Origin of the sequence: Ferrimonas balearica DSM 9799 (assembly GCF_000148645.1) — a bacterium.
GTDB classification, from domain to species: domain Bacteria; phylum Pseudomonadota; class Gammaproteobacteria; order Enterobacterales; family Shewanellaceae; genus Ferrimonas; species Ferrimonas balearica.
Genome location: NC_014541.1, coordinates 2,458,806 through 2,473,425, shown reverse-complemented (window position 1 = coordinate 2,473,425; position 14,620 = coordinate 2,458,806). Strand labels below are relative to the sequence as shown.

The 14,620-nt window shown below is 59.4% G+C and carries 13 protein-coding genes and 3 tRNA genes; 6 read left to right on the top strand and 10 right to left on the bottom strand.

Features of this window, described 5'->3' with window-relative positions; genetic code table 11:
* The first annotated feature begins 24 nt into the window (after positions 1-24).
* The 4 genes from pgsA (at position 25) to FBAL_RS11215 (ending at position 1,083) form a co-directional block, all read left to right on the top strand.
* Positions 25-579, top strand: coding sequence for a CDP-diacylglycerol--glycerol-3-phosphate 3-phosphatidyltransferase (gene pgsA / locus FBAL_RS11230; RefSeq protein WP_013345722.1), 555 nt, complete (start codon positions 25-27; stop codon positions 577-579).
* A 213-nt stretch (positions 580-792) separates the two neighbouring features.
* A tRNA-Gly gene (locus FBAL_RS11225) sits at positions 793-868 on the top strand.
* A 40-nt stretch (positions 869-908) separates the two neighbouring features.
* Positions 909-982 (top strand) — tRNA-Cys (locus FBAL_RS11220).
* 14 nt (positions 983-996) lie between these two features.
* Positions 997-1,083: transfer RNA gene (locus tag FBAL_RS11215), tRNA-Leu, on the top strand.
* Between the two features lie 121 nt (positions 1,084-1,204).
* Here the strand turns inward: FBAL_RS11215 and FBAL_RS11210 are convergent.
* The 7 genes from FBAL_RS11210 to FBAL_RS11180 form a co-directional block, all read right to left on the bottom strand.
* Positions 1,205-2,122: a LysR family transcriptional regulator gene (locus FBAL_RS11210; RefSeq protein ID WP_013345721.1), complete on the bottom strand. Its 918-nt coding sequence runs from the start codon at positions 2,120-2,122 to the stop codon at positions 1,205-1,207.
* Positions 2,123-2,236: 114 nt separating this feature from the next.
* Positions 2,237-4,063: a DUF885 domain-containing protein gene (locus FBAL_RS11205; protein WP_013345720.1), complete on the bottom strand. Its 1,827-nt coding sequence runs from the start codon at positions 4,061-4,063 to the stop codon at positions 2,237-2,239.
* Between the two features lie 72 nt (positions 4,064-4,135).
* Positions 4,136-4,627 (bottom strand): MOSC domain-containing protein, encoded by a 492-nt coding sequence (locus FBAL_RS11200; protein ID WP_013345719.1) that lies wholly within the window; start codon positions 4,625-4,627, stop codon positions 4,136-4,138.
* Between the two features lie 40 nt (positions 4,628-4,667).
* Entirely contained in the window at positions 4,668-5,543 is an 876-nt protein-coding gene (locus tag FBAL_RS11195; RefSeq protein WP_013345718.1) for a LysR family transcriptional regulator, read from the bottom strand.
* A gap of 81 nt (positions 5,544-5,624) precedes the next feature.
* Positions 5,625-5,945, bottom strand: coding sequence for an SMR family transporter (locus FBAL_RS11190; RefSeq protein WP_013345717.1), 321 nt, complete (start codon positions 5,943-5,945; stop codon positions 5,625-5,627).
* The gene (locus tag FBAL_RS11185; protein ID WP_041251696.1) at positions 5,939-6,292 is read right to left on the bottom strand and encodes a DMT family transporter; all 354 of its coding nucleotides are present in this window, start codon (positions 6,290-6,292) and stop codon (positions 5,939-5,941) included. The genes FBAL_RS11190 and FBAL_RS11185 overlap by 7 nt, the downstream gene beginning before the upstream one ends.
* Before the next feature lie 149 nt (positions 6,293-6,441).
* Positions 6,442-7,977, bottom strand: a complete 1,536-nt coding sequence (locus FBAL_RS11180) for an MFS transporter (RefSeq protein ID WP_041251276.1) — start codon at positions 7,975-7,977, stop codon at positions 6,442-6,444.
* Positions 7,978-8,131: 154 nt separating this feature from the next.
* Between FBAL_RS11180 and FBAL_RS11175 the strand changes: the two genes are divergently transcribed.
* A complete protein-coding gene (locus FBAL_RS11175) occupies positions 8,132-9,208 on the top strand; it encodes a DUF3626 domain-containing protein (RefSeq protein ID WP_013345714.1) in 1,077 nt (358 codons plus the stop codon).
* Here FBAL_RS11175 and FBAL_RS11170 read toward each other — a convergent pair.
* The 3 genes from FBAL_RS11170 to ppsR form a co-directional block, all read right to left on the bottom strand.
* Positions 9,205-9,855 (bottom strand): response regulator, encoded by a 651-nt coding sequence (locus FBAL_RS11170; RefSeq protein WP_013345713.1) that lies wholly within the window; start codon positions 9,853-9,855, stop codon positions 9,205-9,207. The two genes, FBAL_RS11175 and FBAL_RS11170, sit on opposite strands and share 4 nt — an antisense overlap.
* A 125-nt stretch (positions 9,856-9,980) precedes the next feature.
* Complete coding sequence (locus FBAL_RS11165) at positions 9,981-11,048, bottom strand: 3-deoxy-7-phosphoheptulonate synthase (protein ID WP_013345712.1); 1,068 nt, start codon at positions 11,046-11,048, stop codon at positions 9,981-9,983.
* A gap of 206 nt (positions 11,049-11,254) precedes the next feature.
* A complete protein-coding gene (ppsR, locus tag FBAL_RS11160) occupies positions 11,255-12,067 on the bottom strand; it encodes a posphoenolpyruvate synthetase regulatory kinase/phosphorylase PpsR (RefSeq protein WP_013345711.1) in 813 nt (270 codons plus the stop codon).
* Positions 12,068-12,195: 128 nt separating this feature from the next.
* On the opposite strand from ppsR, the gene ppsA reads away from it, so the two are divergent.
* A complete protein-coding gene (gene ppsA, locus FBAL_RS11155; RefSeq protein ID WP_013345710.1) occupies positions 12,196-14,571 on the top strand; it encodes a phosphoenolpyruvate synthase in 2,376 nt (791 codons plus the stop codon).
* The last annotated feature ends 49 nt before the right edge of the window (positions 14,572-14,620 follow it).

Below are 14,620 nucleotides of genomic sequence, written 5' to 3'. Positions count from 1 at the left end.
CCCTGCACACCTGCTGGGAACGACATGAAGCTTAATATCCCAAACATCCTCACCCTGATCCGACTGGTGATGATCCCCGTCTTCATTACTCTGTACTACGTTCCCTGGAAGTGGTCATACATGGTGGCGGCCGGATTGTTCGTGCTGGCCTCGCTGACCGATGCCCTGGATGGCTATCTGGCCCGTCGTCTGAATCAATCCACCCCCTTTGGCGCCTTCCTCGACCCGGTGGTCGACAAGCTGATGGTGGCCACAGCGCTGGTGGTATTGGTGGCGGACTACGACAACATGCTGATCACCATGGCTGCCATCGTGATGATTGGCCGTGAAATCGTGATCTCCGCACTGCGTGAATGGATGGCTGAGATGGGCAAGCGGGGCATTGTCGCCGTTTCCTGGCTGGGCAAGTTCAAAACCGCGGCGCAGATGATCGCCATCACCGGCTTGATCATCCACTTCACCAACCCGATTCTGACCAACATCTCCTTCGGGCTGTTGGGGGTAGCGACCTTTTTGACCATCTGGTCTATGTTGTCCTACATCCGTGCCGCGTGGGGAGACCTGACCCGACACGGTTAATTTTCTGCGGTTGAGCGGGAATCATACGGGGTTTGCCGTCTCCCCGAGCAAGGTGCTCGAAAAGGCGGCAAACGCGCAGTGGGAGGCGATTTGGCGGTTGACTTAGTTCAGCCATCCCGTAAAATGCGCAGCGTGTTCGGGGGCAAACGGCTTTACGGACAAGGGGTTAACCCCCAGGCTTCGGAAGCAACGCAAACGAAGCACCTTGATTAAGCGGCACTAGCTCAGCTGGTAGAGCGCAACCTTGCCAAGGTTGAGGTCACGAGTTCGAACCTCGTGTGCCGCTCCAAGTTTTACAAATTGGCTCAGGCCGGTTTGACACAAGTTATGGCGCGTTGGCAGAGTGGCTATGCAGCGGATTGCAAATCCGTGGACCTCGGTTCGACTCCGGGACGCGCCTCCACTTTTCAATACTCCGCCCGAGTGGTGGAATTGGTAGACACAACGGATTTAAAATCCGTCGGCCGCATGGCCTTGCCGGTTCAAGTCCGGCCTCGGGTACCATTTCCACAGTCGCGATGCGGACAACATCAAAGCTCAATCCCAACGGATTGGGCTTTTTTGTTGTTTATCTCTAAACAAAAAAGCCACCGCGGTGCGGTCGGCTTGTTGCGCTCTGCTGTCTCTATTCCTGATCACTTCGCCCCAATCCCATCACGCCATCCTTTACCCATTCGGCCAGTTCGGGGCGGGAGTAGGCTTTGTGGTAGAGCAGGTAGGTGCAGATCGGCTTGTGGGGAAACGGGAAGGGCTTCATGTCCACGGGGAGGCTGCGGGCCATGCGCCGGCACAGGCTGTCTGGGGCCGAGGCGATAAGGTCGCTTTTGGAGACGATGGCGCCCATGGCGAGGCTGTCACGGATAACGGCAGCGATGCGGCGGTCATCCACTTCAACGCCAACCAGCTCCTGCCAGGCCTGGCGGAACACCGCGAGTTTCCATACCACGTGCTCTTCGGCGTAGTAATCCGCCTCCGTCATGGTGTCGATGCGCGGATGGCCAGTGCGATGGATCACCTGGATGTGGTCCTCCAGCACTTTGATGCAGTGAAAGCGTGGGTCTTCTACCGGGTAGAACACCAGTGCCATATCGAGCTGGCGCTTGGCGATAAGGTCAGTGACGCGACCGGTGTCGCGGACGAAATCGTTGGTGCCCAGTTCGGCGCAGTGCAGGGTCAGGTTTTCCGGGCGTCGGTTGCACTCGATCAGCGCTTCCAGCACCAACGCTTCATAGGCGGGGGAGACGGCGATATCGAGAGTGTCGGACTGGGATCTGGCCATAAGGGTGCGATGCAGGTCGGCCAGAGCCTCAAGATGGGGGGCCGCGTCATCGGCAATGCGGGCCGCGGTGGCGGTGGGGGTCATGCTGCGGCCATCGCGGATCATCAGCGGGTCGCCCAATTGCTCCCGCAGCTTATCCAGCGCCTGACTGACTGCGGGGACGGAAACCCCAAGCGCCTGTGCGGTGTGGGTCAGGCTGCCGGTTTGCACCAGGGTGGTGATCAACTCAAGCTGTTGCAGGGTTTGGCTACGGGGTCGGGTCATGTGGCGTTCACCTTGGGGAGTTACCTCAAAGATACGGCAATCCGTTGCGCTGGCAAGGGGTTGCCCATCCCTTCAGGGTAATAAAAAAACGGGGCCAATCGGCCCCGTTCTGGTTCAGCTTGCCTGCTTTTGCTCGATGTAATCGTCCACCAGACGCTCGAGAATGCTCAGGGGCACCGCCCCGTTCTGCAGCACCACATCATGGAAGTCGCGCAGGTCGAACTGCTCGCCCAGTTGTTGCTGTGCTTTGCTGCGCAGTTCGAGGATCTTCATCATACCCACCTTGTAGGCGGTGGCCTGGCCCGGCATCACGATGTAGCGCTCAATCTCGGCGGTGACGTCAGACAGTGCCATGCCGGTATTGGCGCGCATATAGTCGATGGCCTCCTGGCGGGTCCAGCGCTGGTGGTGGATGCCGGTGTCCACCACCAGCCGCACCGCGCGGAACAGTTCGGCCTGGAGGCGGCCAACGTTATCGAAGGGGTTGTCCTGAAAGCCCAGTTCCCAGGCCAACTGTTCACTGTACAGGGCCCAGCCTTCGACGTAGGCGGTGAAGGGCGACATGCGGCGGAAGAAGGGCAGGCCCTCCTGTTCCATCCCCAGGGCGATCTGGAAGTGGTGACCGGGGATCCCCTCATGGTAGGCCAGGGTGCGCATGCTGTAGCTGGGCGTGGCCTTAATGTCGTACAGGTTGGCAAAGAAGCGGCCGGGGCGACTGCCATCAATGGCCGGCTGCTGGTAGTAGGCTCCGGGGGCGGTTTTCTCTTTAAATTCCGGAATACGCACCACTTCCATACCGGCTTGCGGGCGGATATTGAAGGCGTCGTCGAGACCCGCGGCGATCTCATCGAGGATGGCCTGATAGTCCTTCAGGATCTCGGCGCGGCCTGCGTCGTTGTCTTCGTAGTAGAAACGCGGGTCCGCCGCCAGGGCTTCGATGGCCGGGGTGAAGCCGGCGTCGGTTTGGTAACCCTGGGTGGTCAGAATCTCAAGGATCTCCGCCTGAATGCGGGCAACTTCCTGCAACCCCAACTGGTGGATCTGGTCAGCACTGTAGTCGGTGGTGGTGAACAGTTTCAGCGCCAGTGCATAGGCTTCCTCGCCCTGCGGCAGGTGCCAGAAGCCGTCATCGTCGCCAGCCACGTCACGCAATCCGGCGAAATAGTCGATCAGCATCTGATAGGCGGGATAAACACTGTCACGGATGCGACGCTCGGCTTCGGCCAGCAACTCGGTACGTTGTTGCGCTGTCACCTCGGCGGTTTCATCCAGCTTGGTTTGCAGGGAGGTGTAGAGGATGTTGTCCTGAGCTGGCGTGGCGACAAAGTCGTTCATCTCTGTCAGTACCCGCTCAATGACGAAACGGGGCGGTATGATGCCCCGGTCGGTACGCAGCTTGATGCCTTCCAGGTTCTGCTCAAACTTCAGCGCGACGGCATTCAGACGGGCGAGGTAGTTTTCGGCATCCTCAACACTCTGCACCTGATGCTGGGCTTCCATAAAGCTGGGGTAGCCGTTCTGGATACCAAACAGCTGGTTTACCGGGTAGTTATGGTAGCGGTAGGGCTTGGACTCTTCGGCGAAATCGAGCAGATACAGCGCGATCTCTTTGGACAGCCGGTCTGACTCGTTCAGGCTGGCGTCGTCGTACTCCATGATGGTGGCCCGTATGTCGCTGACCCGCTCCAGCATCTCATCGGCCTTGGCCGGGCTGTCATCATCCAGCCGGGCGTTGTGCCCTTTGACGCCGAGTGATTCGAGGAAGCCCAGGGAGGTCAAGGTCTCCGGGCTGTCGAATGCCATCTTAACCATTTCGCGGTCAACAAAGACGCGGAAGAACAGTGGCTTTTTGGCGTACCACTCGTGGGCGGCCAGCCCACCTCCTATTACCAGCACCGTCAGCAGTGCCAGTGCAATCCATTTTGCGGCCGTTTTGAACATGACTCATTCCCTGTCAATAAAGACTGAGCGGATAAACTAACGTGTTGAATTGGGTAAATAAAGAACAGAGTGTTACCGGGTGTTTGTTTGCAGGGATACGGCATCGCCAAGATGGATGGCCCCAGCGCTTCGCACCCGGGCGCAAAGACCGCCATGGCCCCGCAGGGCGTTGAAGCCGCCCGGCCCCAACGCAACCTCCATCTTGCTGCAGGGCGCGCAGGGACCGGTGCCTTCCAACACCACATCGCCGATGCGGAAACACTGATCTTTCAGCGCAAGCAGGTTGATCCCCTCAACCACCAGATTGCGGCGCAGCAGCTCTGGTTCGATGGGTTTCCCCAACAGCGCTGAAACCACGCCCAGGTGTTCGGCCTGGATCAGGGTGATCTGGCGACGGGAGCCGGGCCGACCGGCAAAGCGGTCTCCTTCTAACCCGCCTTCGAGGGTGACAAAGGCGTCGGTGACCGCCCGCATCGGCGCACCTCGCGCCGGGCGCAGGCCGATCCAGACCAATCGGCCGATCTGTGGCAGGGTTTGCCGGAGGGACTCAAGGGGTGAGGGCATGGCGCAGTCCGTTTAATGGGCTCTGGCCAAGGGTAGTTGCTCAGTCGAAACTGAGCAGCCAGTCGGAAAGCCGCTGGCATAACCGTTCACTGACCAGCCCCAGCGTAAAGGATTGGCGGTAACACACCTGATACTCCTGCCACAGGGCGTTGGGCGCCACCGGCAGCACTCTGAACGCGCCGCTGCGCAGGCGCTGGGTCAGCAGTGGCGCAGGCAGCCAGGCCCAGCCCACCTGTTGCTCCACCATATCGCGGATCTGCTCAAAGCTGGAGAGGCCGATGTAGTCGTTGCTGAGCCGGTGAGCGGTGTGGACCTCGTGCTGCAGGGCGGTGGCCAGGGTGATCTGGGTGCTGTTTTGCAGGTCATCCTCATCCAGCCGAATTTGCTGACTGAGGGGGTGCTGGCCACTGGCAACCCGCTGTACCCGCATCCGGCCCATATTTCGCTGCAACAGTTCGGCGTGGGCGGGCAGGCCCAGCCCAAAGCCCAGATCAACCGCGCCGGAGGCGACCTGTTGCGGCAACTCCTGCGGGGTGGCCAGCACCAGCACGAAGCTGATCAATGGAAACTCCTGCTTTAGCGCCACCACGGCGTCCCGCCACCACTGTTCCGGCAGGGCATCATCCCGGGCGATGCGGATCTGGCTTTCGTCGGTGGCGAGATATTGCTGACAACGTGCTTCGATGCGTTGCTCGGTCGCCAGCAGGCGCTCGCAGTCATCCAGCAGGGCGAGTGCCACCTCAGTGGGGACAATGGCGTTGCCGGAGCGCTCAAACAGAGTGACGCCGAACTGGTCCTCCAGCGCCGAGATGGATTGGCTTATGGCACTGCGGCTTTGCCCTTGCTGGGCCGCCACGCGTGCCAGTGAGCCAAGCCGGATGGCCAGTACCATATGACGCAGCTGTTTGGTGTTCATGGTTGCTCCGGGCCGAATACGCCGAGTGCGGGCGCACTCAGCGTAAGAGTAATTGAACCTGATTTTGGTGTCACGACGGGGTTAGCCCAGTTTGATCAAAACCACGGCGACGATCATCACCGCGATGCCGGCCCAGCCAATCGGCTTAAGGCGATGGCCCAGCAGGGCTTGCCCCAGCAGGGCGGTGCCGATGATACCCAGGGCCCCCCAGGTGGCGTAGGCGACAGCCAGGTCCATCCCTTTAACGGCTTGGGCCAGGGCGGTAAACGCGCTCAGAATCAATACGATGGTGGCAACGGCCCAGCCGCGATGAGCAAAGCCTTTGGACTTGGCGGCACAGAGGTTGGCGCCGATATCCAGTGCGGCAGCCATGACGACGTAGCCCAGATAGGCATTTAGCATGATGCAGACGCCTCGCTTTGCTCTTCACCCAGGGTGACCATCACGATGCCCACAATCGCCAGCATCAGGCCGATGGCGGTGAGCAGGGAGGGGATCTGGCCGAGCCAGAAGATGCCCACCAGGGCGATCAGGCTGATGCCCAATCCTTCCCAAAGGGCATAGGCGATGCCGATGGGGATGCGCTTGGCCGCTTTGGCCAGAAAGTAATAAGAGGTGCCGATAAAGGCGTACAACATGAGGTACTTCAGCCAGTTGTCCTCGCTGAACACGCTCATCATGCTGGTACCAGCGACTTCGGTAACGATTGCCAAAGTCAGGAAACCCCAGCATACCCATTTGGTCTTCATGATGGCTCCGTTGGTGGCGCGGCTGGCCGCGATGTCCAGGGCAGTGTAGGGAGCCGCCACACAAAGGGCATGCTACTGAGCGTCAGATTAAGTGACGCTAAAGAGGGGAGATTAAATAAGGCCCCGCGTCAGGGCGGGGCCGGATGGGGTCAGGCTTGTTGCTGTTGCAGGCGCTGGTACCAGCGGCCATACAGCAGGATGCCCAGCGCGGACAACGAGCCGATGGCGGCGATCAGGTACCAGGCAAAGCCGATATTGTGGGTTTGGTAGAGGTACTCGGTGAGCACATAGGGGTCCTGGCCAGTGAAGGCAACGAGGCTGGTAAAGGCCTCCCCCTGCGGAATGTTGGCCACTTCGGCGGCGCTCATCCCTTCACGCTCCAGCATCAGGCGAGAGAAGGTCTCTTTGGAGGCGTACAGTTCGTACAGCTTCGGCCCCCAATAGCCCTCCAGGCCCCAGCCAATGCCCTGGGGCAGCATGACGAAGCCCAGGTACATCGCTTTCTTGCCCGCCGGGGCGATGTTGCCCATAAACTCGTTTTTCTTCGGGCTGATCATCATCTCACCCAGGCTGAACAGGGCGATGGCGAACACCATGGCCCAGGCAAAGTTGGAGCTGCCGATGATCAGGAAGGCCACGATGCTGGCAATGGCGCCAGCCAGCATGGCGGTCATGATGCGGAACTTGGCGGTCAGGGCGGCGATCAGGAAGCAGCTGGTCATGATCATGCCGGCATTGAGGTTCAGCATCCCCTCCGGCATCACTTTGGTGCCGCTGTTGTCGAGGCCCAGCCAGAACTGCGCGAAGCCGTTTTGGGTGCCATTGGGGCCAAACAGGTCCTGCACAATCACCCGGGTGTCGACCCATTCGGCGATGTGCACCGGAAGAACGTCAAACAGCGCATTAAACAGGAACCAGAAACCCGCAAACACCAGCATATAGCCGAGCACGATGGGCTTTTTCAGCTCGTGCCAGGCGTCTTTCCACAGGGCGTCCTGCTTGACTTCACCGCGTTTGATCTTGGCCTGACGTTCCAGTCGCTCGGCTTTGCCCGGCTCTTTGTAGGCCAGCAGCAGCAGAAAGTTCAGGGAGATGATGGCGGCACAGGCGTAAAACACGTTGTCCCAGGAGAGCTGGCGCAGGTGCACCGCCATCAGCGGGCCAAGGAAGCCGCCAATGTTGACGGTCTGATAGAAGATGCCCCAGGCCATGGAGCTGTTCTCGCGCCGGGTGGCCAGCACCAGTGTGCCCTGAATCCCCGGTTTAAAGATGCCGGTACCGGTCGCCAACAGGACCGCCCCAAGCAGGAAGCCACTGAAGGTGGGGTAGAGTGCCATCACCAGATAGCCGGCGATCTTCAGCACGGTGGAGGCGAAAATGGTTTCTTTGTAGCCGACCCGGTCCGAGATGCCGCCGGTAAAAACCGGAACAAAGGTCTGCAGGATGGCCCAGATCATCAGGATGATACCGAAGTCGCCCATGCTGATGCCGAGGCCGCCGGCGGAGGCGGGGGCCTTAGCGTAGAGGGCGGCGGAGCTTTTTACGCCGTAGTAGGCCAGGCGCTCAATCAGTTCCATGCCACCAACCAGCCAGAACACGTAGCTCAAACTGGCGATGGAGGCCCATAGGCCAAACTGCTTCACTTCCCGTAAATCGTTGGTTGCTTCTGTGTTGTTGCTGTTCATTGTGGGTGCGTCGTTATTGTTATCGGGCGGCATCAGGCTACAGCAAAGCAGCAATGAATCAAAATCTCGTTAACCTTGTGCGGGTAAGCTGTCGCTTTCGCTTTTTGAACAACAGTGTTAGAACGAAGAGCCCGACCTCTGCCAAAGAGTTTTTATGCCACCGGTGACCCTCAAACGCCCTGCCAAGAACGCGTTAGCCCACGTGAACCAACTGGCCCGTCAACACAAGGCGGGGGCGTTGGAGTCGGTGGCGCAGGTCATCGCCATGAGCAACGTCAGTGCCGGGCAGTGGGCCGAAGCACGCCAGCAGCTGTTGCGCCATGCCCCCATTGCGCTCCATTTCCATCCCGACCGGGCGGCCAATGGGTTTGCCACGGTGGCTCAGGGGTTGTTTGAACAGGGCCAATACCACAGTCAGTTTGTCAGCGGCTGTTCCAATGGCTTATTGGCGCCTACGCTCGACGGCGCTCGCGCCCAGTGGGAGAACCGACTGTTTGCCGGCGCCTACCAGGAGGAAGCCGTGCAGCGACCGGTGTATGGCGCGTGGCATCTGCTGCCCCACAGCGATGGCCCCAGCCCCCGGTTTGGTTCCTGCTATTTCCTGTTGGCCCCCGCGGTCAGCAGTCGTGCCAGCTTCTGCTTCGGCGACTCCCATCGGCTGACCGACCATCGTGGGACAACCGCCGAGCCCGACGCCGTTTTGGCCGCGCTGCTGACGGAGTGCTTTGAGCGGGACCGCGTATTGGGGCAGAACCGTACGGTGCCGCAACTGGTTCAGGCGTTGGCTCAGCCACGGGACAGACGCTGGCTGGATGCCCCGCCACAGGGTTGCCTTGACCACTACATCGAAGCCCAGGTTCACGGTGGTGTGAGCCTGGAGCGGGATGTCACGGATTTGGTCGCCGATCCCAGCTTTATCGGTACCGACGTGGGCAATACGTTGGAGGCGCTGGCTCGACGTTATCGCATTAATCTGTGCTGGCATGGCGGCTATCGGCTTAAGGCTGACAAGGTACCGGACAACCGCCGCGGTCCACTGATGCCGGAGCTGGCGGAGTGGGTCAGTGACCTTGGCCAACGTGAGGGGCAGGGCGCCTGGGTGGATGCCGCCCACATTGGCCTGGCGTTGCGGCACGCCAATAAAAACCCCAGCGCCTGGCGACACTGGGGTGAGACGCCACCTCAGTTACTGAAGTGGCTGTGGCATCTGTTGGTGATGTCGGCGCGTTAAAGCACTTTCTTTTCCATCTCCAGCCCCTGCAGTGCAATCACCGCCTGGGTGCGATTGCGCACGCCCAGCTTGCGGAAGATGGCGGTGGCGTGGGCCTTGATGGTGGCTTCAGAAACGCCGAGATCATAGGCGATCTGCTTGTTGAGCATCCCTTCGGCAAACATCTGCAATACCCGGTACTGCTGCGGGGTCAGCTCGGCCAGCTTGGCGCCGATGTCATTCGCTTCAAAGCTGGGCTCCGCCAGTTCGGCCATATTACTGGGCAGATAGGTATCGCCATCCAGCACAATCTGCAGCGCTTCGGCCAGTTGGTCCGGATCGGAGGATTTGGGAATAAAACCCTGGCAATCATAGGAGAGGGCTTTGGCGACCGTGGTTGGGTCTTCATGGGCTGAGATCACCACCACGGGCACGGCAGGGAAGTGACTGCGCAGATGAATCAGGGTGGAGTATCCGTGGCTGCCCGGCATCTCCAGATCCAGCAACACCAAATCCGGCTGGCGCAACTTTAGCTTGGCTTCCAGGCTGTCGGCACTGTCCGCTTCCTCCCATACCGCTTCCAGTCGGCCGGCAAGCGCCTGTTTCAGGGCACTGCGGAACAGCGGATGATCGTCGGCGATCAGAATGTGCAACTCGTCTTGGTCCATGGCGTGAGCTCGTCTTGGTTATCGCATTGTCATTGTTATAGAAGGTTACTCTATGAAAAATAACGATGTGATAAAAGTCACCCCGGCAAAATGCCGGGGTGAGAGTCGGATCACGCGGGGGTGAATTATTCGCCGGACAGCTGGCGGCGGGCGCGGCTGGCGGCCGCCAGTTCACGCAGCAGGGTCTCGGATTCCGACCAGTCCAGGCAGGCGTCGGTGATGCTCTGGCCGTAGGTAAGTGGTTTACCTTGCTCCACTTTCTGGCTGCCTTCCACCAGGAAACTCTCGGCCATGATGCCAGCGATGGCACGGCCATGGGGCTGCACCATTTGCGCCATGATGTCGCGGGCCACGTCGAGTTGGCGACGGTGCTGCTTCTGGCTGTTGCCGTGAGAAAAATCCACCACCAGGTTCGGGATCACGCCAACGGCTTTCAGTTCATCGTGGGCTGCGATGATGTGCTCAGCCTCATAATTGGGGGCTTTACCACCGCGCAGGATGATGTGACCGAACGGGTTACCGTGCGTCCGGTAAACGCTCATCTGGCCATCTTTGTCCGGCGAATAGAAGATGTGGGGCTCGCGAGCGGCGCGCACCGCATCCACGGCGATCTTGATGTTACCGTCGGTGCCGTTTTTAAAACCCACCGGGCAGGAGAGCGCGGACGCCATCTCGCGGTGGATCTGCGATTCGGTGGTGCGGGCCCCAATGGCGCCCCAGGTGATCAGATCAGCGATGTACTGGCCATTCACCATATCGAGGAACTCGGTGGCGATGGGCAGTTTCAGTTCGGTGATGTTCACCAGCAACTGGCGGGCCAGGCGCAGGCCTTTATTGGCGCTGAAGCTGCCATCCAGATCCGGGTCGGAGATCAGGCCTTTCCAGCCTACGGTGGTGCGCGGCTTCTCAAAGTACACCCGCATCACGATCAGCAGGTCCTCTTTCAGCTCCTGGTGCAGTTTGGCCAGATGCTCGGCGTAGTCCACGGCGGCTTTGGTGTCATGGATGGAACAGGGGCCGATGATCACGAGCAGGCGGGGATCTTCGCCACTCAATACCGCTTCCACCTCTCGGCGGGCCTGCACCAGGGCCGCGGCAGCGTCGTCGCTCAGCGGGAACTCGGCCGCCAGTTCGGCGGGGGAGATCACCCGGGAGAGCAGGGTAGTGCGTAATTCGTCAGTCTTAATGGTCATGAAAACAGTCAGCCGGTGGGGCATTCACGCCGCGCTTGCGCGGCACATCGTGCGGCAAATTTGGTTGAGTATACCGAATTTCCCCTGTCGGTGAGTGTGACAAGAGTGGGATCAGGGCAGTAAATCGCTTTAACTTTGTGCAGTTAAGCCACTTTTTTGCGGTTGAACCGATGGTGGTGGCTGTTGAGGCCACCACCTGTGGTGGTTCAGAACATTTTCCGTTCGAGTCCGGTTTCCGACAGGATCTTGGTGGCGATCTCTTCCACCGAGTGATAGGTGGTGTTGAGGAAGGGGATGCGCTCCTTCTTGAACATCATCTCCACCTCTTTAACTTCCATACGGCACTGGCGCAGTGACGCGTAGGTGCTGCCTTCCAGACGCTGATTGCGGATCTCATGCAGACGCATGGGGTCGATGGTGAGGCCAAAGATCTTCTTCTTATGGGCTTTCAGCTCGCTCGGCAGCTTCAGGTTATCCATATCTTCCGCAATAAAGGGGTAGTTCGCGGCTTTGATGCCGAACTGCATCGACAGGTAGAGGCTGGAAGGGGTTTTGCCGCAACGGCTTACGCCCACCAGGATCACGTCGGCCCGGTCGAGGTTCTTCAGGCTGATGCCGTCGTCGTTGTCCATCGCATAGTGGATGGCGTCGATACGATCGTTATAGGCGGCATTGTCGATGGAGTGGGTACGGTGGATGCGCGGTTCCGCCTTCACGCCAAGCTGTTGCTCGAGGGGGGCAACAAAGGTGTTCAGAAAGTCGTAATCGAGGGCTTCGGAGCTGTAGATGATGGCGCGGATCTCCGGATTGACGATGGAGTGGAACACCAACGGCCGCTCACCTGTAGTAATAAAACAGTCATTCAGTTTTTGCTTAACCTCTTCCGCTTTGGTCAAAGTTTCAACAAAGGGGATGGTAGTTTGTTCAAATTCAATGGGGAATTGTGAGAGCACTGCGTGACCAAACACTTCTGCTGTGATGGCCGTGCCATCAGAGATATAGAACACCTTACGTCCCATTCTGACCTCATGTCGTAATAAAATTACAAATAAAATTAGCGATTTACGCTCCGAGCGTCGACAGTGTAAAATGCCGGCGCCCCGACAGGAAGGGGCCCTACTTAAACCGAGGTTGTGAGGATAGAACTGTGACCCAATACGTACTCTGGTACCAGGAACTTGGCATGCACGATGTCAACCGGGTTGGCGGCAAGAACGCTTCCCTGGGTGAAATGATCAGTAACCTGGCCAACGCTGGTGTACAGGTACCCGGTGGTTTCGCCACCACCGCTGAGGCATTCAACGAGTTCCTCGAGCAAAGTGGACTGAACGAAAAGATCTACGCTCTGTTGGACACCCTGGATGTTGACGATGTTAACGCGCTGGCTCAGGCCGGCAAGAACATCCGTCAATGGATTATCGACACCCCGTTCCAGGCGGAACTGAACACCGCCATTGAAGAAGCCTACGCCGAACTGTCCAAGGACGGTGGCGACGAAGTCTCCTTCGCGGTCCGCTCTTCTGCGACGGCCGAAGATATGCCCGACGCCTCTTTTGCCGGGCAGCAAGAAACCTTCCTCAACGTACGTGGCATCGATGCCGTTAAACTGGCTGTCCACCACGTATTCGCCTCCCTCTTCAATGACCGCGCCATCTCCTACCGCGTACACCAGGGCTACGACCACCGTGGCGTTGCGCTGTCCGCCGGTGTCCAGCGTATGGTGCGTTCCGATAAGTCTTCCTCCGGTGTGATGTTCTCCATCGACACCGAGTCCGGTTTCGAAGACGTGGTCTTCATCACCTCCGCCTACGGTCTGGGCGAAATGGTGGTGCAGGGCGCCGTCAACCCGGATGAGTTCTACGTGCACAAGCCGACTCTGGCGAAGGGTTGCAACTCCATCGTGCGCCGTAACCTGGGCTCCAAGCTGGTGCAGATGACCTACTCTGCCGATCAGAGCCACGGTAAGCAGGTGCAGATTGGTGACGTGCCGGCTGAACTGCGTAACCAGTTCTCCATCACCGACGCCGAGGTGCAGGAGCTGGCCAAACAAGCGGTGATCATCGAGAAACACTACGGTCGTCCGATGGACATCGAGTGGGCCAAAGATGGTCTGGATGGCAAGCTGTATATCGTACAGGCCCGTCCGGAAACCGTACGCTCCAACGAAGACGCCCAAGTGATTGAGCGCTTCAACCTGGCCAGCCGTTCCAGCGTGCTGTGCGAAGGTCGCGCCATTGGCCACAAGATTGGTGCAGGTACCGCCAAGGTGCTGGATTCCATCGAAGAGATGGACAAGATCCAGCCGGGTGACGTACTGGTGACCGACATGACCGACCCGGATTGGGAACCGATCATGAAGCGCGCTTCCGCGATTGTGACCAACCGTGGTGGCCGTACCTGTCACGCGGCGATCATCGCCCGTGAACTGGGCATTCCGGCCGTTGTAGGCTGTGGCAACGCCACCTCCTCCATCACCAACGGCGCCAAAGTGACCGTGTCCTGCTCCGAAGGCGACACCGGCTTCATCTACGACGGTGAGCTGGAGTTCTCCGTCAGCGAGTCCCGCGTTGATTCGCTGCCGGAACTGCCGATGAAGATCATGATGAACGTCGGTAACCCGGACCGCGCTTTCGATTTCGGTCGTCTGCCGAACGAAGGCATCGGCCTGGCCCGTCTGGAGTTCATCATCAACCGCATGATCGGCGTACACCCGAAGGCGCTGCTGAACCTGGAAGACCAGGATGCCGGCACCAAGGCTGAGATCGCTGAGATGATGGCCGGTTACGATGACCCGCGTGAGTTCTACATCTCCCGCCTGGCGGAAGGTGTGGCCACCATCGCCGCATCCGTGTATCCGAAGCGCATCATCGTGCGTATGTCCGACTTTAAGTCCAACGAATACGCCAACCTGGTCGGCGGTGATCGTTACGAGCCGGAAGAGGAAAACCCGATGCTGGGCTTCCGCGGCGCGTCCCGTTACATCGACGACAGCTTCCGTGACTGCTTCGCGCTGGAGTGTGAAGCGATCAAGCGCGTTCGTGGCGAGATGGGTCTGACCAACGTGGAGATCATGATCCCGTTCGTTCGCACCGTGGGCGAAGCGGAAGCCGTGATTGCCGAGCTGGGCAAAAACGGCCTGCAGCGTGGTGTTGACGGTCTGCAGGTGCAGATGATGTGCGAACTACCGTCCAACGCCCTGCTGGCCGACCAGTTTCTGGATCACTTCGATGGCTTCTCCATCGGTTCCAACGACATGACTCAGCTGACCCTGGGTCTGGACCGTGACTCCGGCATCATCAGCCACCTGTTCGACGAGCGTGACGCTGCGGTGAAAGCTCTGCTGTCCATGGCCATTAAAGCCTGTAAGGCTCGTGGCAAGTACGTGGGCATCTGTGGCCAGGGCCCGTCCGACCACGAGGACTTCGCTCAGTGGCTGGCGGAAGAGGGCATCGACTCCGTATCCCTCAACCCGGATACCGTGGTAGACACCTGGTTGTTCCTGGGTAAAAAGCTGGCCAAATAAGGCCGCTCGATAACGTCATAAAACCTTGACGACAAAAGCGCCGCTCATT